This is a genomic window from Treponema vincentii F0403, from assembly GCF_000412995.1.
Lineage (GTDB): Bacteria > Spirochaetota > Spirochaetia > Treponematales > Treponemataceae > Treponema > Treponema vincentii.
In genome coordinates, this window is the sequence record NZ_KE332512.1 from 528,255 (window position 1) to 552,212 (window position 23,958).

Below are 23,958 nucleotides of genomic sequence, written 5' to 3' on the forward strand. Positions count from 1 at the left end.
TTATCTGCGGACAAGCGATTCCGTAAAACCGATTAATTCAAAAGAAGCCGACGATTCAACTTTAGAAGCATTATCGGCAATGATAGCAGCATCCATCATTTCAAACAAAGGGGATATATACGAACACCGGAGCTTCCGAGTCTTTAAAGTTGAGTCGGTAAGTTCGGCTACTCTTCCGGTATACTGCGGCATAAGATTACAAACCGTATCGGTTAAGGTACACTGTGTTTTTACAAAATCAAAGCATAAAGCCATTAAGCCCGTTGCCGTAAAAGTGCTGCGCACTGCGGAAACGGAACTTTTCCGGGCACGTATCAATACAGCCTGCGCACTTTGTCCGGAAGTAAGAGACGCATCGGTACACGCTAATCGGCTATCCCGCAGTATCACGGCATCACTGCCCTCGTTTAGAGTAATCGAAACCTTGTTCAATGTAATGGATGCATGGGAACCGTATAAAACCGGAACGGTACGAGGTTCCGTAAGCCGTTCCGATCGTTTTATCAAGCAGTTTCTTATCTCCAAAGAAGTTTCGCCGACAACAAAACCGGCATTTTCTCCAAACGTAATCGCCGGTTTATTGACACCGCTCAGCCTAATAGGAACGGTAAGAAAGAGCGCGTCTTCCACATATACATCGGAATGGAGAAAAATAGAAACAGGTTCCTGTTTTGCATTTTTTGCAGGAGTTCCTTGACGGTTTATATAAGCATGAGCCGCCGCAATTGCTTGTTCAAGAGAATCGAACGGACTATCCGATGTACCTTCCCGGCCGGTTCTTTCTGCAGCGGCATCTACATAAAGAACCAATCCGCTTTCGGCAAAAAGAGAAAGGAGAGAAGAAAAATAAGCAAATAGGAAAACTAACCGCTTAACATTCTTACGCATCGGTCTCTTATAAAACACCCTTAAAAATTTCGCGTAATTCGGGATATTGCGCGTAGTAGTGTTCTTCCAGTTCTTCCTGTGTTAAACCGGTTAGCTCATGGCTCATATAATGGATCCACTGACTGTCTTTATCGTCATAAATATCGTGCTTTCTACACCAATAATCCGGTTGAATAGGTTCGCTGTTTTTTCTATTATGGAAAACTTTATAATCATGTACCGCTATCTTTATATCACGCCGCGGAATGCCTTTTTCCAAGAAAGCCGATACAAGATAGTTAATGGTAGCACCGCTATCAAAAATATCGTCAACTAACAATATTTTATCACCGCTTCTCAAGTGTTCGGGAGAATACGTCCACCCGTCAATCATCATCTTTGATTGTTGATTGGCATCGGAATAAGAATGAGCGACAACAGCAGCATACAAAATAGGCTTCACATCTTTATTCACCAACTTAAACCATTCATGAATGGCATTCCCCAACGATGAACCGCCCCGTAATGAAACGTATATCACATCAGGAGTAAAGCCGTCTTCCCAAATTTGGCGCGCCAAACGGAATCCGTTATTACGGACCGTATCATAGGATAAAAATTCCTTGCTCATAGTCTTTTCCTTCGTTTACAATATATGCTTATTCCAAATCGAGATACGTCAACCTCAGCCGTTTTGGAACGGTTTCGTTCAATTTTGAGGAAAAATATCATTAATAGGAAATAAAGCTCTCATTTTCCTAGTATAACGATTTTAAGATGCTTGTTCAATATAAGAAAATAAATAAAAAAGCTGCTTCCCGAAACTAAGGCAGCAGCTTTTAAATCAGTGTATTTTGTAAGATTATTTAAAATCTTTAGGTCGGCGTTCAATACGATGACATTTTGCGCATTCAGCGATATTTTTTATTTTTCCGTTTTCAACCATTGTCTTTAACACAACTTCACCGCCGCATGGACAGCTAAATTTCTGTGTCGCGACAGCAGTACGGGAGTTTTTACTTGCACCAGCCATACCCCAAGCCTCCTCATGAAAAAATTTATTCTCTATAATAAAAACTTTATGCCGAACTGTCAATACCCCAACAATTTGTAATTTATCCCGTTTTGTGATACACTCACCCCTATGTTACAAATATATTCCGCGTCCTCCGGATATGCGAGGGTACGCTATCGGAATAAGCTATCTACAGAAACGCTTCCGCTTCTCCTGTTACTTGTATTGCTGTGCTGCCTTTCGGGATGTGCCGCTACCCCTATAGCCCGCTCTGATGCGCCGTATCAGCCTTCTGCCGCAGAAATACGCTGGCGTAGCCTGTCTCCGGGTATTGAAGCCGCCGATATAGCCGATCCGCAATTACCGCTCATCGTTCATATCGTAAAAATAAATTTACTCAATCCGTCGGTTTCCGTCATAACCTCGGAAGCGGCTCTTTTTAAAAACACCCGAGGCCGTATCCGCGGCGAAACGACACGGGACTTTGCACTGAGGCACAATACAATCGCAGCCTTTAACGCCGCTCCGTTCAAAACGAACTCGCTGCTTTTCAGCATATACCGTACCATCGTCGGCATTCATATTACGGATTTCCGCCGGATGAGTATGCCGAACGAACGCTATGGCGCATTGCTTTTTTATAAAGATAAAACCGCCCGCATTATCGGCTCTCAAACGGAGGATGCCCTATCGGCGGACGTCCGCTATGCCGTAGGGGGCTTTTGGACAATTCTCCGAAACGGTACTATAGTCCCTCAAAAGCTTCACCGCCGCGATTCCCGAACCGCCGTAGGACTTGCCGATAGCGGTAAAACGCTCTTTGTCGCAGCGGTAGAAGGGGAAAATAAACGGAAAAGCCGAGGCCTTTCGTTTGAAGAAACGGCAATGCTGATGCAAACCTTAGGAGCTGATGACGCACTGCAACTTGACGGCGGCAGTTCAAGCACGCTGGTATTGCAGGAAAACGGCGAACAGCACATCGTTGCCCCGACCCTCGGCCTAAATATCCATATCCGTGTTGCAAGTAACATCGGTATTATCGTTGAATAAAGAAAGACACATCTTCATGAACCATTTGCTTTTATGATAGAAGCGATGTAAAATGTATCAGCGATGGGCATCTCTATTCCGAAGGATGCAAAGCAAATCTAACCGTTTTTTTGCAGATGCCTTAAAGAATACGGAGGAAACTTACTATGAATGCAGTGATCGATGCGCTTTTAACACGGGTAAGCGTACGTAAATTTACCGATCAAAAAATTGAAGATGAAAAGTTAAAGCTCATTGCCGATTGTGCAAAGGCAGCTCCTTCAGGTAAAAACAGACAGGCACGGAAATTTACGATTGTACATAATCGGGAAAAAATTCAAGAACTCGCTCAAGCAATCGCAAAAGTACATAACCGCAGCGATTACCGGATATATGATTGCGATGCCATCCTTTTAATCAGCTTTGCGGAGAATGACATATACGGACAATGCGACTCCTCCTGTGCAATCGAAAACACGTATCTGGCAGCGGAAGCTCTCGGGCTGGGCGCCGTATGGATTAACCAACTGCGTGATAAATGCAACGAACCGGATATCAGAAAGGTTCTTGACTCCTTCCATATTCCCTCCAACCATGTAATATGCGGATTTGTCGCCTTGGGATATCCTGCAGAGAAACCTGCCCCAAAAGAAAGAACGGAACCGGTAGAATTTATACAATAGGACATCGAAAAATAGGAAATGTATTATGAATGAAAAAATCGCTATCCTCGGAGCAGGGGCATGGGGAACGGCAACAGCCTGTGCCCTTGCACGGAGCGGCAATCGTGTTATGCTGTGGAGCCGAAGTGCCGACGTATGCTCATCTATCAACACCGAGCATATAAACACAAAGTATTTGCCGGGCTATCCGCTCCCCGCTTCCATTTCCGCTTCGCCGGACATGCAAGAAGTATGTAAGGATGCTGCGGTCGTTTTTTTAGCAAGTCCCTCGCTCTATTTAATGGATACGGTAAAACAGCTTCTAACATTTCCTCCTTTCAGTATTGATACGGGAACACAATCATATCCGCTTATCGCAGTGCTCACCAAAGGATTTATCCCCGATGAACAAGGGGAGCCTCACTTAATCATCGAAGCGCTTGAAAACAAGTTACCCGATTTTTACAGGGATCACCTCGTATATGTCGCAGGGCCAAGCCACGGCGAAGAGGTTGCGGCGGGAAAATTAACCGGCCTGATTGCAGCATCGAAAAATCCGCTCAGCTCCATCCGCTGCCGCGAGATTCTTAAATCGCGCAGCCTGCTGGTATACTCAAGTCTTGATATTGTAGGCGTACAGGTATGCGCCGCAACCAAAAACGTCATCGCTATCGCTTTCGGCCTCCTCGATGCGCTTATCGAAGGTTCCGACTTTTTTGGAGACAATACCGAATCACTTTTGTTGGCGGCAGGTCTAAACGAAATTCAAATTATCGGACGAGCGATGGGAGCAACACATCCTGAAACATTTACATCGATTTCCGGCATCGGCGACCTTGACGTTACCTGCCGCAGCAAATACGGCAGAAACCGCAAATTCGGCCGCGAAATTATTACCGCAGATATTTTACGCCCCTTTACCGGCATCGATGACCTTATGGCGCACATCGGAACAATAGGCTATTTACCGGAAGGAATCGCCGCCTGTTATTATCTCAGCAAAATCGCCGTAAAATACGACCTAAAACTGCCGCTTTGTTCGGGGCTTTACCGGATGCTCAACAAAGAACTGGGCTATACGGAATTCCTCGAGGACTTGCTGAGCGGAACCAAGAACTAGACGCATTCAGGGCAATTACATTAGACGCTCTCTTGAACACCCCGCAGAAAAAATAGGCCGTTCAACCAGAATTTCGCTGCTGTGCAGCTCAAATGGTTGCCCAGCCTATTTTTTCTGCGATTTTATCTATTTGTCTAATGTAATTGCCTTTCTTCTAAAAATGAACTGCGCAAAATTTTATACAAAATTTTGCGCAAAAGGAAAGCAACCTCTTGAAATATTTCTGGTGCGGTTGCTCTTACACCACATCAGACCCTATATGCTGTAATAAATAGAAAAGAAGTGCATGAGGCTTCCGGCGAGTACAAATAAGTGCCAAACGCCGTGCATCCACTTTATTTTTTTCATTGCATAAAAGACACAGCCGACAGTGTAAAGTACTCCACCTAAAATTAAGAACCGGAAGCTTACCAAAGGGAGCTGTTCTTTAAGCGGTTTCCCGGCAAATATAATAAGCCACCCCATCGGAATATAGGTAACAACTGACAAGACGCGTACCCTGCTGCCGAACACGGCATAAAGCACAATACCGACTACGGCAAGCCCCCAAATGACACCGAAGATAGCCCAGCCGACGGCACCCCGCAACGCAGTAAGACAGTAGGCGGTGTAGGTTCCGGCAATAAGGACATAAATCGAACAGTGATCAAATATACCGAATACTTTTTTAGTACCGAGCGGTAAGGCATGATAAAGCGTAGAAAACAAATATAAAATAATTAATGAAGCACCGAAAATAGTAAATCCGACAATACATCGCGCTCGATATTCTTCAGGTGCATATCGAATAGCCCGAATAATAAGAAGCACCAACCCTGCAATAGAAAGCAGAACACCGATACCATGCGTTATTGCATTGACAATTTCTTCGCCTGTCGTATACCGTTTCGTATTTATCTGTGCCATCATATCTCCCATAAAAAACAAAACACTAAAACCAATCCGTTTTAGTGTTCTATCTCTACGGAATAACGGACTTTTAGTCTTTAATATTATAGCGTTTCTTAAAGCGGTCGATGCGTCCCGCAGTGTCTACCAGCTTCTGCTTGCCGGTAAAGAAAGGATGGCAAGCAGAACAAATTTCAACTTTAATATCTTTCACTGTAGAACGGGTTTGAATAACATTTCCGCATGCGCACGTAATCGTTGTTTCCGCATAGTTAGGATGAATATCTTTTTTCATTATAACACCTCTTACACACTACCCTAGAAGGAGCATTACTATACCGTTTCAGTCTCAATCAGCAGGGGCTTATTATTGCATAGTTCCGGAATTCATCAATTTCAAGAACACTTCATTATTCTTACTTTTCTTCATTTTGTCAAGGAGTAAGTCCATAATTTCAAGATCATCCATCGGATTAATGACCTTCCGCAGCAGCCAAATCCGCTGTAGATCGGCTTCGTTAATCAAAAGCTCTTCTTTACGTGTTCCCGATTTCTTAATATTGATTGCAGGGAATATACGGCGGTCCGATAACCGGCGATCCAAATTGATTTCCATATTACCGGTTCCCTTAAATTCCTCAAAGATAACCTCGTCCATACGGCTGCCGGTTTCTATCAGCGCCGTAGCGATAATAGTTAAACTGCCGCCTTCCTCGATATTACGTGCGGCACCGAAAAAACGCTTAGGCTTATGCAGTGCATTTGAGTCGACACCTCCGGAAAGCACCTTACCGGAAGTAGGCACCGTCTGGTTATAAGCGCGGGCAAGACGTGTGATGGAATCAAGGAGAATTACCACATCCTTTTTATGTTCAACCAGCCGCTTTGCCTTTTCCAGTACCATTTCTGCTACCTGAACGTGCCGTGTTGCCTGCTCATCGAAGGTTGATGAAATTACCTCACCGTGAACAGTCCGCTCCATATCGGTAACCTCTTCCGGACGCTCATCGATCAGCAAAACGATAAGATAAACCTCAGGATGATTCTGCGTTATAGCATTCGCGATTTGCTGCATCAATATTGTCTTACCGGTACGCGGAGGCGCAACAATCAAAGAACGCTGTCCTTTGCCGATCGGACAGAATAAATCCATAATACGGGTTGAATACAGCTCGCTTGTCGTTTCCAGATTAAGCTTCTCGCGGGGGTACAGCGGGGTAAGGTTATCAAAAGGGATGCGGCTTTGAGCGACCGAGACATCCTCAAAGTTTACCGATTCGACACGCAGCAAGGCAAAAAAGCGCTCGCCTTCTTTCGGTGAACGGATTTGCCCGTATACGGTATCTCCGGTTTTAAGATTAAACAACCGTATCTGGCTCGGCGAAATATAAATGTCGTCGGAACCGGATAAATAGCTATTCTGCGGCGAACGTAAAAAGCCGTATCCGTCCGGTAGAATTTCCAAGGCGCCTGAGGCAAAAATAATACCGCCGTTTTCGGTATGATGTTTCAGGATAAAAAAGATAATTTCCTGTTTCTTCATCGCTACCATATCTTCATGCGGTATACCGTATTGTGCCGCCAAATCGCGCAGCGCATGCATTCCCATGCGTGTTAAATCGTTAATAACCAGTTTCAACTTGTTTTCATTATCTTCGGAACCGCTATTTCCGTCTGCAACAGAGGTGGCATCCGGTGCCCGATTATACGTTCGCCGCATAGAAGATTGGCGGCGTGTCTTTTTCTCTACCTCCGGAACACTTCCATCGCCGGTTGATTTTTTACGCATACGAGACCGCACAACTAATTTCTTTTCCGGCGCCTCATCAGAACCGGCAAAATGTTCCGCATCATTTTCTGCTTGGTGTGCAGCCCGATCAGTTTCAATGGCCGCAGTACTCTCCGCCTGTTGTTCAAGATTCAACTCAGGTTGCACTGAAAAATCAGGAGCGGCACCGTCATCGGTAAAAGGCGAACGGCGTACTTTTAAGACTGTCATAAATTTTCTCCATAGTAAATTTTGCTTTAGTAAATTTTGCTTTTTTAAAATATCAAGAAGATACGAAGTATTCTCTAAGAAAGATTAGCTTTGATAAGTTGCTTTAGAAATGCCAAAGTTACCACCGATTATGCTTGTCAATGGAATAACCGGTTACTTCTTTATTGTACCTTGTTGTTTTTTATCTTGTCAAGAGGATAGTCAAAGCTTTATCTGTTTTGACAATTAGGAACCTCTAAAAACTGAAGCTTTTAGAGGTTCCTAATTCTCTTTTAGCTGCTGCCACAGCATTTGCATTGCAGCTTGGTATGTCTGTTCGCGGATAGTATCGCGAGTACCGCTAAACAAATATTTTTCAGAATGCATAAAGGAGATATATTCATTACCCGCACAGGCGATACATACCGTACCTACCGGCAGTTGAGGAGTCCCGCCGGAAGGCCCCGCTAATCCGGTTACTGCGAGGGCATACCCTTGCCGTCCGGAAGAAGCAGAAGCGGCAGTCAATGCTCCTTTTGCCATTGCAGCTGCCGTTTCAATACTCACCACTCCAAAATGCTCCAAAATTTCAGCCGGGACATTTAACAGATGGTGTTTTGCCTCGGCAGAATATGTTACCCAGCCTCCCCAAAAAATATCGGAAGCGCCCGGTATATCCGTAATATGCTTTGCTATAAGACCGCCGGTTAAGGATTCAGCTGTAACAAGAAAAAGGCGCCTACGTTTTAGTTCGTCAAATATACATTGAATTTGCTGAAACATTAGCCGCGCAGCTTTTGCTTGAGTTGTTCGGGATGCATGGAAAAAAGATTCCCGTCAATTCCTGCGTTGTCCCGCAGCATATACACGGCGCCTTCAAATGAAACACCGTCTGCAATTTTAATACGTGCGGCGTGGACATCCCCATGTACGATACTACCGGTCTTCATCTCTATTTTATCGGCAGCAGTTAAAGAACCATAAACAGTACCTTCAATAATAATTGAGGCAGCTCTAATATATTGGGTTTTGCAAACTGCACCTTTTTCTATCAATAACGCCCCCTGCGCATCTATAGCACCCGAAAAGGCTCCTTGAATATGCAGGTCTTCAGTAAATTTCAAAAAACCGTCAAATACCGTTTCTCTTCCTAAAACAGTTAATTTTTTTTCTTTATCGATTTTTTTCATGCAGTTTTCCTAAATTTAGTATAGCCCGTACCGAGCCGATAATCAAGAGGCCTACGGCTGCTATCGTCACGACAATCCCCAACACATCACCCCACATAACATACCATGTATTGGATTTTTCGGTAAACACCGGAATATCGACACATATATACCCTTCGACAAACGGCGAAAGCATCGCAGTAATATTCCCATGAGGGCTAATTGCAGCCGTTTGCCCCGAGGCTGTTGCCCGCACCATCGGTAAACGGGTTTCAACCGCCCGAAATACGCTCATGCTTAAATGCTGATATTGACACGCAACGCTCTTTGCCCATGCATCATTCGACATATTAACAAATAATTTTGCTCCGTGACGCGCAAAACGCCTCGTAATATAGCCGAATGTATCTTCAAAGCAAATCGGAACGGAAAACTCCAAACCGTTCACGGAAAAAACCGCCGGCTCATCTCCTTTTTCCCAAAAATGAGTATCATTTGCAACCAATGCATCATAGATAGCGGGAAAAGTTTTTTTATACGGGAAATGTTCGGTAAAAGGCACCAAATGCATCTTTCGATACCGATCGGGACGAGGCGGCAATACGTTTTCGTGGGGACGAAAAAGTAAAGCAGCATTATAATCGAGCCTATCCGGTAACCCCTCTTCAGTTACCGCTTTGACGGCATCATCATTTCCAATTAAAAACGGCACCGGCTGCGCATCCACATAGGTTAGAAGTTCGTGTACAAGCTCAAAGCTGTTTCTATCTTCACGGTACCGATAATGCCAATCGATACGGGGTATAAAAGCTGTCTCCGGCCATACGACAAGCGCAAGATTGGGATTATCGGCAATTGCTTGATCCGATAGTTTTTTCAGTGTGTTAAAATCCCTTCTATATGCTTCCAGTCCTCCTACCCACGGATCGGAGTTCGGCTGAATAAGCGCAATACGGGCAGTCGGCAGCTCGTTATAATCCCTCTGAACTGACACACCGTAAATCAGCGCACCAATCATACAAAGACACCAGATTAACGCGGAAACACGCTCCCGATATGCAAAGGCGCGGAAGCCGTGCAGCCAGTTCCGCAGAGGCTCCTTGCAATAAGGTTTTATTCCGGCAGCTATCCATGCAGAAGGGAAGCAAACCAATGCCGAAACTCCCCACACACCGAAAATCGATGCAATTTGAATGAATGGTATAAACTGCCATTGCGAATAACCGACCAATCCATACGAAAAGCCGAGGAAACCGAGCGTCTTAATATACTCGTATCCGATCCAGATCAGCCATTGCACGGCAAAACCGTACCGGGGAAAACAGAGATCTGCTAATTTAAGCAAGGGAATAGTAATCATATAATACAGAAAATATTCCAATGCAACAATATACATTGCCAGCGGATGAAAACCCCACAGCCAATAACTAAAAATACAGTAATTAAGAACCCCGTAGATTCCTCCCCATAAAAACGACGAACGGAAAGAAATTCTACGGATTAAAATAAAAAGCGGAACAAAAATAATATAGGCAAGAAACGGCAGCCCGGTTGAAACCAAAAAGCCGGGCTGCGAAAGAGCAAAAAGCGCAGAAGAACTTAGAAGCAGAAAGACATTAAGGCTCCAATAGGCAAGCTTTCTACCGCTTTGCATCCGGAGCGTCCTCCTCCACAAGCGGACGAACAGCAGCGCTCAATATTTTTCCCGGCCGGAATACGACCACGGAATGGTCTGCAGTGTCAACCAATTCGCCCGTTTTAGGATTCCGCATACCTTTTCGTCCTTTGCGGAACTGTACTGAAAATGTACCGAAACCGCGTATTTCTATTGTTTCGCCTCTTTCCAGAGCTTGAAACATCTCTGCAAAGAATAAATCGCTAACGGAATGAATATCCTTTAGCATGTGATCCGATTTTTTGTAAATTGCATCGACAATACTTGTTTTTGTTTGTTTATTTATCTGCTTATGTTTACTCATCTTTAACCTTCCAGTTGGAATACAAAACTTAGTATAAAAGCAGCCTTTAAAACAGCAGCACAAACAGTGAACAATAAAGTTAAAAAGCCGGCTGCTGCTCTAAAAAGGCAGAAGCGTAAGGAGTGTCATTTATATTATATTATCCATATTCAGTTTGTACTCCATCAGATCGATAGATACACTATTCAATAGAAAACAGTTCTTAAAATACACTGCAATTCGATTGACAAAATAAAAAAGAATAAGGGATAATGAAAATGTAAAAAGATAAATACGCTATTTTTGTAAAAAAGTTACATTATACAACTTTTGCATACGGGACTTCTTTCGTGCAGCAGCATTTTTTGTAATAATTCCCTTTCGAGCAGCGCTATCAAGCTGATGCGCAAGTTCTTTCAATAAAGTCATAGCCGATTCGGCATTTTTTTCAACAACAGCAAGCGTATATTTTTTAGCACAGGTTCGCGCTGCCGATTTCACCGATTTATTATGAATACGGCGAACTTCGCTTTGTTTATGCCGTTTTATAGCAGATGCATTATTTGCCATTTAAAAACCTCCAATAAAATTACTAGCATACAATACAGAATGCTAATATTAAACCATATCAATCTTTTTTGCAATAGCTGCCCGTAATTTCTTTTCTTCTTCGGCAGAAAGGCCAAGAGCAACAGCATTATCAAGATCATGTAAGGCCAAGATAAGCTGATTTTCTTGGAAATAAGCCAACGCACGCCTAAAATAAACATGCGCTTGATACCCGTTTATTTCAAGCGACTTGGTAAACATAGCGATTGCATCAGGATTTTTATCCATCATCATCAATACAATACCGGCATAGTAATACGAGCGGAAATTTTTAGGATTTTCATTAAGGCTTGCAGAAAAATCTTTATATGCCCTTTCATAAGCTCCTTGAGCAAAAAAAGCCATACCGCGATGTTTATAAACAATAGAAGCCACTAATGCGTTCGGTTTTTGGTCTAATATCTTAGTATACAGAGTCTCCGCCGTTGCAAAATCACCGCAATTATGAGCCCTGATAGCATGGAAAATCATACTATCGATTGTTTCCAAAACCGAATTATTTGCCGATTCCATAGCAGTTTTTTCTTCAGCCTCTGCAGAATCGCCGAGCAGTCCGTTTGTAAACTCATCGGCACGCAAATAAAACTGTTCACGCCGTTTATCCAATTCAGTATTCAAACTGTTTTGAGCATCTCTAATTTCTTGAAACAGAATATCGGCAAGGCTGAGGCTTGCATTGATGGAAGCAAACTTCCGTTTAAGCGGAAAATCAAAAGGGGAAAATTCAAATTTATAAATCAGTTCATGCTCAACTTCCGCCCATGCATCCTGTAAAATCGTTCTAATTTGGACTTCAAATATCAGATTTTCCGGCAGCAATAGACCGACCTTAAAGCTCTCGGGGATATCGGCTAAAATATGGGTAGATTCATAGCCGAATTCCCGAAACGTACGACCTGCCCCCTTCCGTTCTACTTCTCTAACGGTAAAATTTTTTACCAAAAGGTCTTCCACTTCACCAAGGTTTTGCAAAAAAGGGCATACAATCCGAATACCGATTAAATCGGTAACAACCGGAAATTTAATTGCAGGATCTGCCGGGGGAAATTTTAATAACTTTGCATAATAGCTGTCAAAACTTTTTACCCGTGTTTTATACGCGGGCAGCGCCGATACCTTAACAATTGATCGCAAATGGTCTTCAAGACGCTTTAATAAGACGGTAAAATGCGCATGATATTCATTATACTGTTTTTTTAATTGATTTTTATCTGGTATCCATACGGTATCGACTGACATAACGAAACTCGAAACAAAAAAATAGGCGGTAGAATATACCGCCTATTCATTATCAGCTTACCACTGACTATTGCTTTGTATTTTCGGCAGCAGCAGCTGAACCTTCAGAAGGAGTAAAGCCGGCTTCGGTTGCCATCTTCTCCTGCTCTAAGAAGCGGAGAACTTGTGTTTGACCGAAACGGGCAACTTCACGCTGCATACGCTCATTGTTCAATTTTGTCTGGATACCCCAGATATCTTCATCCGCAAAATCACGTACGGTGTTCAACACGGCTTTGTCATAGATGAGTTTAACATCTTTGAAGTAACCTACAAAAGATCCGCCTTCATGTGCTGCATCACGAGTTACCAAGAATCCTTCAAATGTGCAGTACGGGAGTGAAGTAGGATAGGCAGGATAGATGCGGGTTTCACGGCTGCGTACATCGCTCAAATATGCAGGATTGTTCCATACAAGCTCTTTCCATCCGTCAAACAGCAAATAACCCATGAAATAGCGTTTTACTTCATTCTTTTCATTGCGGATGAGTACATACAGCCCATGGGGGAAATTCATACCATAGGTATTAACTGCAATAGACTTGATGACACCGGTATTGCGTACAACGCCGTATCCGTCTTCAAAGCGGCCTTTTCCGGAAGCTTTTTCTTCATCAGTGGCTTCCTGAACATTTCCCTGATCATCAACCTGTGCAAGCGGTTCATATACGGGGATATCAAAAGTGGGTTCAATCGTAGCACTTGCATTGTGTGCCCAAAGCGGGAATTCAATGCGGACACCCATTAAGGTTTGGCCTGCAAAATTTTTCGCTTCATCGCTTACTTTTGATTCAGCGGCATGAGAAACCGCAACAGCAGTAGGATTGCGGGAAGAAGAGTTCAAAACCACTTCCCATTGACCGATAGCCAATGATGTTCTCATCAGAGCCTTCTGCTCATCGGTGTAGGTAGAACCTGCGACGGTAGCATAATCCATAACCGTTCTGCGGTTTTGAGTCATGGCGCCGTTCTTATCCGCAAGGATATCTGCGTTCAATAACGCAAAGTCAACCAAAATTGCTTCTTCAGCAACCGCAAATGCACCGATAAAGAGAAGTGCAATTGCTACAAGTATGCTTGTTCTTTTCATTCAAAAGCTCCTTTTCCATTGTTAAGAATGCCCTGTTGAAAATAAGTATACGAAAGATACCTATTCTTGTCAACTCTTTTTATTATCGGCTAAAACATGAGAATTTTTTATATATGTAAAGCGGTTTTTTAGTAAAGCGTTTTTTAGAGCTGCTGATATGCCGGCACACCGTCGATATAAAAATAAACGGAATCGATATGCTTACAGTTTACGGTGATATTTTTTTGCAGTAAAGTATAAACGGTATAAAAATCGGGGGTTTTAACAGCGGGTGTTAAAACTTGAGCGGGTAAATCGACATAAAGTGCGTTATCCCGGACAAAGCAGCTGCGGAGCCGTAACTGAGGATCGGCAAACCGTAAAAAGCGGTGATCGGAAGGGCCGAGCAGCAGTTCATTGACAAGCGATACGGCAAATTCCGATTCGGGAAGCTGAGGCAGATACCGCTCTTCAACGCCGACAGTATGATCGTTTGCCGGAAAATATAAAAGCGTACGTTCCATTTTAGGACTCATCATATACGATACAAACAACACTCCGGAAATTACAGCGAGAAGCCCCCAGCATATCAGCCTCGGCTTTGTAAAAAAGTTCATATTTTACCTTACCTATCAGGGTAATCGCATCAGATATTTTTTGAAAATCCCCGCAGAATAATTAAGGCTGTTCAACCTTTCCTTTTAAAAATATGCGGGCATCTGCGTTGTCGCTACGCCGAAATAAATACTCGCCATATACCCGATATGTCTCCGTTTTATTTCGGCTAGGCTCCTAGCATCTGCTCCGCCTATTTTTAAAAGGCTTACGGAAAGATTTTCAAAAACAGTCCATTTTTCTGCGATTCTTATCCATTTGTCTGATGCGATTACCCTGCTTTTAACAATAAATCGCACGAAATTTTGTTTCTTTAAAATGCGACAGTTGAACAAAATATAAATTTTGGAAACTGTTGCATTGGTGCGCTGAAAGCGCACGCACCAATAAGCAAGTTTTCTTTCGAAAACTTGACGGTTAAGGTGAGCGGCGCCATCTTAGACGCTCACCTTATACCTTTGAAATTTCGTGCAAAAGGAAGGTAACCGCTCAAATATTTCTCGTGCGGTTACCCAATTTTACCTATTGACTCTCGAAGCGAGAGATAAATGCGGTGAGGCCATTATATATGCCCTGTGCGCATTTTTGCAAGTAGGAGGGGGTATTCAGCCGCTTTGCTTCTTCGGGATTGCTTACAAAACCAAGCTCGATAAGGACGCTCGGCATCTTTGCGTTCCGCACGACGAACCATTCTTTTTCTTTTAAACCGCGGTTTTTGCTTTCCTTACCGATCTGTGCCTCCAAACCGTCAGAAATATTTTTTGCAATCAAAATACTTTCGGTAGAAAATTCTTCTTCAAGCATCGAATTTAAAATATGTACAATTTCTTTCGATGCAGTATTCTTGTCGATTAAATCACGGCGATAGTCGGGAGGTAAATACCAAACCTCAAAACCGTAAGGTTTTTTATTGAACGGAGAAGCGTTTGCATGAATCGAAATATACAGTATCGCCTCGTTTTTTTTGAGCGAAACCTTATTTGCCATTTCGACCCGTTCCTCCAAACTGGGATACGTATCACCCGAGCGGGTAAGGAGAATTTTTTTATCGGGATAATTTTTAGATAACATATCATAGAGCGTAACAGAAACGGTTAACGCAATATTTTTCTCATACACGGGAATAGTCTTACCGTTTTCGACATAAGAACCGACGGTACCGGGATCTTTTCCACCGTGCCCGGGATCGATGAGAATTGCGCCGACACGGAAAAACGAGCCGGTATCAAACTGCTTAAAGAAATCTTCCAGCTGGGTAAAGAGCGCTGCGGGGAGCTGGGGGTGAGCGTTAGTCCCTATCTGAGGAGCTTGAGCGAGCACTGTTTCACGGTAGTCAAAAAATACGAGCGGACGGCCGATCCGGCACTGCGCCGTATGATCGCCGACAGTGAAGGTGATTTCCTGTGAAAGCGGATCCCATGTCAGATCTGCGTCAAGCGCTTTTGCAGCGTCAAGCACAGAGACGGTTTTATCGGCTGCAAGTGCGGGAACACAGCTCAGCAAAAAGAAGAGAATGCCGGTAATAAAAAATTTACTGTTATGCCTTTTCGCAGTCATACCGATAGAGTAATCCTTGCAGTCCGCCGCGGATTAGCGCCTTCCAATATCCGTTCTTCCGCTGCATATCCGGAGAAGCGGCGGAGCTGCTTTCCGCCGGAACTGAACACAGCACGGCAGCCAGTCCCGGTTCTTCGCCGAGCGCCTGACGCAGCAGTTCCCGCAGCGTCCTTCCTTGCAGGTCGCGGGCGGAATCGAGCGCAGCGGTTAAAAAGCACGGCAGGATAAACCCGTCTTTTTCTTCGTAAGCCGCATCCGCGAGTAAGCGCTCGAAAAAAACACCCGAAGCGGCAGAGTCGGCGCCGATGAGCGGCTCCGTAAATTGCAGAAAATTCGGCGGAAATGCCCGCTGTTCTGCGGGAGAACGCACATCGGCTAAAAACGCTTCGGTTTCCGCGACATGGGGTTTAAGCCTCAGTACGATTTTACGGCAGGCAGTCTCGCTTGCCTGCACCGCTTCGAGGCGGCTCGGCGCAGCGCTCAATACGTTGCCGCATTTTTCCACATTGTTCTGCGGAAACACCACCGTATCGCCTGCACCGGCACGGGGAAACACATCTTTTACGAAGGGCACTGCGCGCGCGGCTTCCAAGCCGCTGACGGCCGCCGCCTGCCCAGGGATGGAAATCCATGCCCGCTCTGCAGAAACAAACGAACAGTTCTGTTTAAGCGGCACTACGAAATGATCCTTGCCGCAGGTGTGCAGCCGGGGCGAACCGCCGAGCGCTAACGTCAGCGCCGCCGCCGTAATATCCAGCCCGGAACTGTAGGGAACAGTCCAGCCGGACATGTAGCCGCCTGAAAGACGGGCGGCGATCTCTCCGACAAAAGCCTTACCGCCCCGCACTAAAATATCACCCTTCACCGCTCCGTCAGTTAAGCCGAGCGCATGAACGCCGCGCTCAAACACGGAAATAACCTCATCGGCAATTTCTTGGGGGCAATCCGACGGGATGGTATGCCCCATCTCGATAAAATACGGCGGAAAAAAGATATGCCGATCGGCAAGCGCGGTTACATAAAGCCGCCCGCCGAAGATCAGCCCTTCTATAGAAAACTCGCTTCCTTCTATGTATTCTTCAACAATGACGCGCCCGCTCCGCGAATACCGCACGGCGGTTGCCGCCGCTTCCCGTAAACCGGAAATATCTTTGACCAGCGAACACCCGCGGGCGCCCATGTTATCGACGGGCTTTACCACCAAGGGGAAACGCCCTGCAAGTTCTCCAAGCAGAACGGCAAGCCGCTCACGCGTACCGGACTCAAACTCGGAGACGCTCCTACCGGCAGCTGCAAAAGGTTCCGCCGCTCCGGCCGGAACCGCAGCATGTAAAACAGCGCCCGCAGAGGCAGAAGTTTCAAGATCGGCGGCGGTCAATTCGATAAAAGCAGGAGACGGAACGCCGGCTTTACGGAAACATTCGCGCATCCGCACCTTGTCCGTCGCATTGAGCGCTGCTTCCAGTGTGTGCCCGCGCAAGCCGCAGGCAGCCGCGATCGCGGCAACTGCGGCGGAGAAATCCGTCGCGGCGGTAAACACCGCATCGAGTCCGCCATTCTGCTGTAAATACCGCGCATAGTCGATGAGGCGCGCGGTATCTTTTAAGTCGATGCATACGAACTCATCGGCTTCTCCTGCGCACACTGCGGACGGATTTCCGTCGGCTGCAACAACGGTGCAGCCGAGCGCGCGGGCAGCGCGTATCGCAACGCCCTGCATAAACCCCGCACCGAGCATAAACACCCGTTTTTTAGTCATCAAACGCTCCCATCTTTACCGCATAGATTTCCATGCTGTCTCCCAGCTTAAAAAGCTTACTGACCAGCATCAGTATGTTCCACCGGAGGCCGCCTTTTTTTATCTTTGCGGCGTGAGGGAACCGCTCGGGATGATGCCCGATAGACACGATCTTTTTTACGGTAAAGCCGTAACGTTCCAGCTGTTTTTTTGCCTGACGCCTATCCCAGATAGTATAGTGATCGGTCGGGCTCTGCGCAAAAAAGAGGCGGCGGTTCCAGCGGCCGGTAACGCCAGACAATGCTGGCGTCGAAAAGGCAAAAAGCCCTCCGCCGATCAAAAGTTCGTAAACCTTCTGCAGCACCGAATTCAAATCTTGAAAATGCTCGATCACAAACCACATCGTTACCGCGGAAAAACCGCCCGCTTCAAGCGGAATGCTGAGCGATTGATTATGCTGTTCGGTAAAGGTTTTTTCAACCGTAAAAGGGAACCGTGCCGGAAGTACGGGAAACGGCGCCTGACACGCGGGAAGCTGCAGCGTCTTGCAAACATAGTGCACAGCCTCCGCGGAAATATCGGTACCGACCGGATTCCAGCCGGCTTCCTTTGCAGCCGCAAGGAAGGGGCCGTAAGCGCAGCCTACATCGAGAATCCTCTTTGTGCCGTGGTGAAGCCCTTCAAAAAGAGATTCTTCCTTGCCGCCGTTAAAAACCTTTGCATAGATTGCATTGATGATCGACATCCGGCGTAAGCCCTGCCGCTTAATCGATTCAAAGTCTTCAAGATAGGTTTTTCCATATTGTGCCTGATATTCTTCAAAAAAATACTGCTCGCTGTAGTCTTTTTTCTCGGCGGCAATGAACGAAGGATAGTGCATCCCGCAAACCGGACAGAGTGAAACGGTTTTATTTTCCGCCCTGCCTTCGGGAGGAAGCGGAGATTGTTCGTCGCAGAGCGGGCAGCGGTGCGCGGTTGCCGTAGAAAGCTTTAAGATAAAACGCGCAAGGCTTTTCTCTTTTGACTGAGGTGTAACGATGGACGGAATACCGATACCGGCTTTGAACAGTGCCTTAAAATCCTGAGCGGAAGGAATACCTGCGGGCATCGTGGAAAATCCCGCGTTGATACCCAGCTGATAATGATAATCGGTTGGAGAGACCAGAATGACGGCGCAGCCTGCAGCGAGCGCTTCAAAGGCGGTAAAACCGTAGTGCGTTACCACGATGTCCCATTCGCAGAGCCTATCCCTCAGGTTTTCCAAATAAGGATACACATAGAGGTTCATTTTCTGCTGGGCATATTTTTTTTCGCTCGGCTCAATGACGGAAACTTCCGCGCCGAGTTCGGCAAGCGTATAAGCAAGAGGAAGTCCCATTTGAGCGGCATCTTCCCCGCCGCATGCAATCAGGAGTTTGGCATTTTCAAGCGGGAAAAAATATCTTCCGTTCTTTTCATATTTTTTCAATGCGCCGTCCCGCTTCCGTTTCCGAGGCAGCTCGATAAAGTTGACTTCGGTGAGATTCGCACGGAGCGCTTCAATCGATTCTAAGTGATCTGTACTACGTTCGGCACTGTCGGAATAATCGGTACTACGCTCTGAATGATCTGCAGTACGATGTAACGGCTCCGTCGATGAAGCCGATGCCCCCTGCGGCGCACCCGATGTCTCCGACGCTCCGACCGATACATTATCAGCAGGCGGTGTGGTTAATCCGCTTTTGCCGGGCAAAGAAGGGAGAATATCGATTAGATAATCGGCAAACGCCCTACCCTCTCCTCCTTCGTCCAAGGCAATCACCGGTGCAATTTTTTTAAGCTGACGCACTTCTTCCGCCTGCGTCCTAAAATTATCGAGGATAAAAACACAGGCTTGATCGGGAATTTCGCTGACCGTCTCGGTAATTCCCATTTTCTTAATCACATCCCGCACAAACGGAGGCTGGGATGAAGGGAGATACAGTACGCAGCGCAGCTGAGGAGACAGTTCTTGTATCAAGCTGCAGGCGCGGCGGAGATGCCCCGTTCCCTGCCCTTCCCGTACCGACGGAATAAAGACTGCAATTCTGTCGGCATAACGGCACGCATTCATCACTGCGGAGGAAGACGGAGGCATTGAGGCTTTTTCCCTTTGCAGGTACTGCATCATCAATTCCGCACGCTCAAAATCCTCCTGCGTATCCACCGTCGTCCGGAGGTGCGGCGCATACCACCGCACCGGAGCGGTTTCTTTTACACAGATAAAGGTGTCGGTATGCCGATACAGGGCGGGGCCGACGTGCTCATGGTCATACACGTCATCGGTGAGCCGCTCCGCAGTAAGAAGACTCTTTGCCTTTAAAATTTCGACGCCGCTGCCGTGCGGAAGTCCGGTGTAAGTAAAGTAATCGGGCTCTCCCAGTTCTACGAACCGCTGAACGGAGGCTTCGGCCGCTTCGGTAAACAAAAAAGGATTATCCGCCGTCGCACGGATAATCGTCGTAATAGGCCGGAGCGAGGTTTCAAACTGCCTGATCACCGAACAAAAGCGCCCCAACACATCGGTTTCAGAACCGCTGATGAGGGTATAATGATAGTGCTCCGCTATCGGCGCAAAGTCCGCCGCAGAGGCCTTGTCGCAGGCAAGGATGTACCGCTCCGCAGGAATCTCCCGCATCGCTTCAAGCGTATAGGCAAGAAGCGGCTTACCGCAAAGGTTTAAAAGCGCCTTGCGCGGTAGCCGTGAAGAATTAAGGCGTGCTTGTACGACAACGGCAACGCCCGAATAAACGCTCATATAAAAGGCTCCCAATGCTCTATCAGCGTACGGGCGGTGGCGGTAAACCGATTTTTATTCAGTTCAGTCCATCGGCGTACGGCAGAAAAATGCTGCCATGCGTGCAGCGGATTTAAACCGGAGTTACACAAATAACTCCAGAATAACTTAAAAGGAATAGCAGCCTCCCCGTCCGTCAGCTCCGGCGCAAGATTCTTGAGATAGAACTGCCGGTACGAGGCATCGGTAGAAATATTTTCCGGCGCCGGTTCTCCTTCATAATGAATCCGGAATGAAGTAAAGATACGGATCGACTCTCCCCAGAGGTAGGCACGAAAGCCGAGATCAAGGTTTTGCCAATAGGGATTCTGAATAGTGTAATCGAAACCGCCGAGTTGCATACACTTATTTCTACTATAAATTCCCATAAAATCATAGGGATAGATCGTTGCCGTCTTATTTTTGATGCAGGGAAACTGTTCGGTGGAAAACCGGTTTCCGTTCAAGCTGGGAACCATCTGATTGGGAACCGCTTCTCCCCGCGCATTCGCCAGCACCGGCGCTGCGCAAAATAAATGCTCTTGCTTAATTTTTTCAAGCACCCGTTCGGTAAAACTTCCCGGCGGAATATGCGTATCATTCCATAATACCATGATATACGGGGCGGCTGTTTCCGCAAAGCCGATATTGATCATCTCCCCGACGGTGAGCTTTTCTTGCGGAAATAAAAAACGTACTTGCGGAAATTTTGCGGTTAAGGTTTCCATATCGCCGGCATCGGTGCTCGACTCTATCGAAATAACGGAGGTAAAGCCTTCCGCCAGCAGCTGTTCAAAAAAGAAAGGACGATAATACCTTCTGCCGCGGTTTAACACAATAACGCAAAAATCTTCCGGCCGATTTTCTCCCCGATACTGCATACCGCCGATAATGGTATATGAAACTTTCCGCTCATTAAAAGTTGTAGGTATAATATTCGTCACAATGTTCACATACCCCCTTATAGCAGGATTGTATCTGCTCACGGTAAAAATCCTGTCCGTTTTGCCAAATCGTTTCGAGCGGCATCGTAAAAGCGTTACCAAGTACAACCGAACGATTATAATCTTCTTTACAGAGCGGAACGGTTCCGTCCGTACATATAGACATATCCCGCTTGAGATGCCAGCACGGATGCCGATGGAGCGGAGCAATATCTGCAGGACGCCGATCGGGAAGCGCCCCGCAAAGGTGATCGTATTTTTGAATAAGCGGCTTTGCTTCCCTCTTTTCCCATAGCCGGTAGAAAGGTTCCAGCTCCGCCTCGTTTTCATTCATCCGCGTCATCTGTACCCATACGGCCTTTGGAAACACTTGAGCTAACCGATCCGCAAAGGTTACCGCCTGCTTTAAACAGCGTTCGGCGTCCTCATCGGAAAGCTGATGAACCGCGCCGTATGTTTTTGAGCCCGCTGCATCGACATCGACAATCCAGTAAACCGGTAAGTGTCCGTTGCTTCTCGGCGGCGCGTCCTTACAAACTTGAGCCAGCCGGTCAAAATAGGGTGCATTATCTACGGCTTGCTCCGTATCTGCGGGCTGTTCCGTAATGCCGCTTGTTTCTATCAATACCGAAAGATTCCGATGGTTCAGTATCTGCGCTGCAATCGCTGCAAAATGCGGATGCAGGAGCGGCTCCCCGTACAATGACAACGAAATAACCGCACTTTCGGAAAAGGCGGCAATCGCATCGATAAGCCGGACGGCGTATTCAACATCCATGCAGCAAGAAAGGTCAAAGTGTTCCGGAAACAGCTTGGGGCGGTAAATGGAATGCAATGGGTGATAGGCTGTTATTTCAATCCCGTAATAGGCGGGCAAGGTACGCAAATACTCCAGCCGCTCCGAAATGTACGCCGCATAATTTTCCGCAGTGATACCGGCAAAATGCCGGCACAAGAGCCATGAAGCCTTGTCGCCGGTGTAGAAGGCAAGCCTGAGGTACCGCACGTCATCGGGGGCGATCATGGTCTCCAAATCATAAGAGTTTATATCTTTTTTAATGGTATCAAAGAGAAAGGAACGGTTAAGCGGTACCTCTGCCGCAAAAGGCAGCGCCGCTAATATCGGCACAAGCCCCGCCGCTACGATTTGCGGAAGCAAGCCTTCGGGGTATCCGTCCGCAAAACTGTATTCCGCCTTATATGTGCAATGTTGAGCATAAAGCTGCGCCGCACCGGAGCTGTCTAAAAACGGAGCGTCCGCCCACGCAATAAAGAGGTGATCGGCTTCCGCAGCAAAAGGACTCAGTGCCTGAAAAAACGCAGCTGCAGTATGTTCCGCAACCGGAACAACCTGCACCGGCGGCAGGGCGGCAGGGCGCACCTCACCGCAGTATTTTTGAATTTCAGCGCATCGCTCCGCTTCGGCAGTGATAATTGTACCCGCATAATCGGGAAAACGGCTTGTACGCTCCAGAGCGGAAGCAAGGGCGGTATAGCCGCCTTCGGTAAGCGGCTGCATGGCATAATCGGAAATACCGTTAGCAGCCAGCACAACAAAAGATTTCATATTCTCCAATATCGGCGCAAAAGGTCTTTATTTAAACCGATGCAGTTAGAAAGAGGTACGCGAAAGCGGCGAACCGATCCACACACCCTCCGCGCCGAGATAATCTTTTTTTTGCCCTTCGATTAGGAACTGCACCGATTTTACGGTCGAAAACTCCGTTGCCGTAAAGACAACCTGCGAAAGCTGTGCCAACGCTCCGTCGATACCGTATTGGTTAAATTGAAATTCTTCGCTCACATTGATAAAAGCCACACCGTCTTTTACCCATGCTGAACGGAGCTTTGTCCCCGGCGGTACAAGCGTCCGCACGCCCTGTTTTAATTCCTCTACGGTAGGAGCGGCAAAAAGCGCTTCAAGCGCATCGCTCATCGGTGCGTCGGATTTAGGCATCAACCGGACTGCGCTTTTCGGAAGCAGTTTTCCGTCCGCATCCACCCGTATCCAATATATAACCGCTTTTCTGACTGAAACCGACTGATCTTTATCGGCTGCCGGTTTTACCGGTACGGCTGCAGCGGATGACGGCGCCGATGAAGATACTGACGGCTGCTGTTGCACAGCTGCAGTGCTGCGCTGCGCAGTTCGTTCATCAGCCGGTTTAGACGTCGCCGCATTCGGTGCGGTTGTCTGTGCAGTGCTTTGTTGAGAAGCACTCTGCGTTTGATTTTCCGGCGATGTTTTCTTGATTTGCTCACTGTTTCGCGGATTAGCAGGTTCAGGCTTTACCGGTGCAGCCGGCTGCTTATCCGCAGATTGCTGCTTGGCATTTTGCTGAAGCTTGGCCGGTTCGGTCTTTGCATCCTGTTCCGGCTCTTTACTGCCGTCTCCCGTTACCGGTGCACCACCCGCACTATCTTCTTTAGATTGAATTTCAGGCAGTGTCTGTGTAGATTCTTGAGTTTTTTCAACTTTATTGTTTGAGAATATACTCCTTGCATTTGTTTTCTCTAAAACAAAAGAAATAGTATCTTTATTTAAGAAAAAAAGCACAGCAATCAATAAAATAAATACAATCCAAAAAAGACAGCCGAGCGATATTTTCCTTTTTGTACGTTTTGCCATAGGATGTATCATACGATACTTTACACTCCGTATGCAAGT

The 23,958-nt window shown here is 46.5% G+C and carries 23 protein-coding genes; 3 read left to right on the forward strand and 20 right to left on the reverse strand.

Translation table 11 applies throughout. From position 1 onward, the window contains the following. The 3 genes from HMPREF1222_RS02375 to HMPREF1222_RS12695 form a co-directional block, all read right to left on the reverse strand. Positions 1-888, reverse strand: a complete 888-nt coding sequence (locus tag HMPREF1222_RS02375) for a hypothetical protein (RefSeq protein WP_016518053.1) — start codon at positions 886-888, stop codon at positions 1-3. Positions 889-895: 7 nt separating this feature from the next. Next, entirely contained in the window at positions 896-1,498 is a 603-nt protein-coding gene (locus tag HMPREF1222_RS02380; RefSeq protein ID WP_006188140.1) for a phosphoribosyltransferase, read from the reverse strand. Between the two features lie 231 nt (positions 1,499-1,729). Beyond that, positions 1,730-1,900 carry a hypothetical protein gene (locus tag HMPREF1222_RS12695; RefSeq protein ID WP_006188141.1) on the reverse strand — a complete coding sequence of 57 codons (171 nt, stop codon included), beginning with the start codon at positions 1,898-1,900 and terminating at the stop codon, positions 1,730-1,732. A gap of 111 nt (positions 1,901-2,011) precedes the next feature. On the opposite strand from HMPREF1222_RS12695, the gene HMPREF1222_RS02385 reads away from it, so the two are divergent. The 3 genes from HMPREF1222_RS02385 (at position 2,012) to HMPREF1222_RS02395 (ending at position 4,693) form a co-directional block, all read left to right on the forward strand. Then, positions 2,012-2,932: a phosphodiester glycosidase family protein gene (locus tag HMPREF1222_RS02385; protein ID WP_016518054.1), complete on the forward strand. Its 921-nt coding sequence runs from the start codon at positions 2,012-2,014 to the stop codon at positions 2,930-2,932. Between the two features lie 146 nt (positions 2,933-3,078). Continuing rightward, a complete protein-coding gene (locus tag HMPREF1222_RS02390) occupies positions 3,079-3,594 on the forward strand; it encodes a nitroreductase family protein (protein WP_016518055.1) in 516 nt (171 codons plus the stop codon). A 25-nt stretch (positions 3,595-3,619) separates the two neighbouring features. Further along, entirely contained in the window at positions 3,620-4,693 is a 1,074-nt protein-coding gene (locus HMPREF1222_RS02395) for an NAD(P)H-dependent glycerol-3-phosphate dehydrogenase (protein ID WP_016518056.1), read from the forward strand. A gap of 255 nt (positions 4,694-4,948) precedes the next feature. On the opposite strand, the gene trhA is transcribed toward HMPREF1222_RS02395, so the two are convergent. From trhA to HMPREF1222_RS02485, 17 genes are all read right to left on the reverse strand, one after another. Next, a complete protein-coding gene (gene trhA / locus HMPREF1222_RS02400) occupies positions 4,949-5,599 on the reverse strand; it encodes a PAQR family membrane homeostasis protein TrhA (RefSeq protein WP_016518057.1) in 651 nt (216 codons plus the stop codon). Positions 5,600-5,672: 73 nt separating this feature from the next. Next, positions 5,673-5,876 carry a 50S ribosomal protein L31 gene (rpmE, locus tag HMPREF1222_RS02405; RefSeq protein ID WP_006188146.1) on the reverse strand — a complete coding sequence of 68 codons (204 nt, stop codon included), beginning with the start codon at positions 5,874-5,876 and terminating at the stop codon, positions 5,673-5,675. A 72-nt stretch (positions 5,877-5,948) separates the two neighbouring features. After that, positions 5,949-7,505 carry a transcription termination factor Rho gene (gene rho, locus HMPREF1222_RS02410; RefSeq protein ID WP_425314949.1) on the reverse strand — a complete coding sequence of 519 codons (1,557 nt, stop codon included), beginning with the start codon at positions 7,503-7,505 and terminating at the stop codon, positions 5,949-5,951. 336 nt (positions 7,506-7,841) lie between these two features. Beyond that, positions 7,842-8,342, reverse strand: coding sequence for a CinA family protein (locus tag HMPREF1222_RS02415; RefSeq protein ID WP_016518059.1), 501 nt, complete (start codon positions 8,340-8,342; stop codon positions 7,842-7,844). Continuing rightward, positions 8,342-8,749, reverse strand: a complete 408-nt coding sequence (locus HMPREF1222_RS02420; protein ID WP_016518060.1) for a bactofilin family protein — start codon at positions 8,747-8,749, stop codon at positions 8,342-8,344. Before HMPREF1222_RS02420 ends, HMPREF1222_RS02415 begins: the two co-directional genes overlap by 1 nt. Next, complete coding sequence (lnt, locus tag HMPREF1222_RS02425) at positions 8,733-10,382, reverse strand: apolipoprotein N-acyltransferase (RefSeq protein WP_016518061.1); 1,650 nt, start codon at positions 10,380-10,382, stop codon at positions 8,733-8,735. The genes HMPREF1222_RS02420 and lnt overlap by 17 nt, the downstream gene beginning before the upstream one ends. Beyond that, positions 10,369-10,707, reverse strand: coding sequence for an HU family DNA-binding protein (locus HMPREF1222_RS02430; RefSeq protein ID WP_006188151.1), 339 nt, complete (start codon positions 10,705-10,707; stop codon positions 10,369-10,371). The genes lnt and HMPREF1222_RS02430 overlap by 14 nt, the downstream gene beginning before the upstream one ends. Before the next feature lie 276 nt (positions 10,708-10,983). Continuing rightward, entirely contained in the window at positions 10,984-11,256 is a 273-nt protein-coding gene (gene rpsT / locus HMPREF1222_RS02435) for a 30S ribosomal protein S20 (protein ID WP_006188152.1), read from the reverse strand. Positions 11,257-11,304: 48 nt separating this feature from the next. Then, the gene (locus HMPREF1222_RS02440) at positions 11,305-12,534 is read right to left on the reverse strand and encodes a RelA/SpoT domain-containing protein (protein WP_016518062.1); all 1,230 of its coding nucleotides are present in this window, start codon (positions 12,532-12,534) and stop codon (positions 11,305-11,307) included. A 67-nt stretch (positions 12,535-12,601) separates the two neighbouring features. After that, positions 12,602-13,663 carry a flagellar filament outer layer protein FlaA gene (locus tag HMPREF1222_RS02445; RefSeq protein WP_006188213.1) on the reverse strand — a complete coding sequence of 354 codons (1,062 nt, stop codon included), beginning with the start codon at positions 13,661-13,663 and terminating at the stop codon, positions 12,602-12,604. Positions 13,664-13,806: 143 nt separating this feature from the next. After that, on the reverse strand, positions 13,807-14,166 hold the full coding sequence (locus HMPREF1222_RS02450; protein ID WP_232502066.1) for a GerMN domain-containing protein: 360 nt from the start codon (positions 14,164-14,166) through the stop codon (positions 13,807-13,809). Positions 14,167-14,779: 613 nt separating this feature from the next. After that, positions 14,780-15,814 (reverse strand): N-acetylmuramoyl-L-alanine amidase, encoded by a 1,035-nt coding sequence (locus HMPREF1222_RS02460; protein ID WP_016518064.1) that lies wholly within the window; start codon positions 15,812-15,814, stop codon positions 14,780-14,782. Then, entirely contained in the window at positions 15,795-17,573 is a 1,779-nt protein-coding gene (locus tag HMPREF1222_RS02465; protein WP_016518065.1) for an ATP-grasp domain-containing protein, read from the reverse strand. Before HMPREF1222_RS02465 ends, HMPREF1222_RS02460 begins: the two co-directional genes overlap by 20 nt. Then, on the reverse strand, positions 17,566-20,328 hold the full coding sequence (locus HMPREF1222_RS02470) for a cytidylyltransferase domain-containing protein (protein WP_016518066.1): 2,763 nt from the start codon (positions 20,326-20,328) through the stop codon (positions 17,566-17,568). Before HMPREF1222_RS02470 ends, HMPREF1222_RS02465 begins: the two co-directional genes overlap by 8 nt. Further along, the gene (locus HMPREF1222_RS02475; RefSeq protein ID WP_016518067.1) at positions 20,325-21,290 is read right to left on the reverse strand and encodes a glycosyltransferase family protein; all 966 of its coding nucleotides are present in this window, start codon (positions 21,288-21,290) and stop codon (positions 20,325-20,327) included. Before HMPREF1222_RS02475 ends, HMPREF1222_RS02470 begins: the two co-directional genes overlap by 4 nt. Beyond that, positions 21,262-22,857 carry a spiro-SPASM protein gene (locus HMPREF1222_RS02480; RefSeq protein WP_016518068.1) on the reverse strand — a complete coding sequence of 532 codons (1,596 nt, stop codon included), beginning with the start codon at positions 22,855-22,857 and terminating at the stop codon, positions 21,262-21,264. Before HMPREF1222_RS02480 ends, HMPREF1222_RS02475 begins: the two co-directional genes overlap by 29 nt. Before the next feature lie 45 nt (positions 22,858-22,902). Beyond that, positions 22,903-23,919 carry a GerMN domain-containing protein gene (locus tag HMPREF1222_RS02485; protein WP_038076439.1) on the reverse strand — a complete coding sequence of 339 codons (1,017 nt, stop codon included), beginning with the start codon at positions 23,917-23,919 and terminating at the stop codon, positions 22,903-22,905. Positions 23,920-23,958 lie beyond the last annotated feature (39 nt).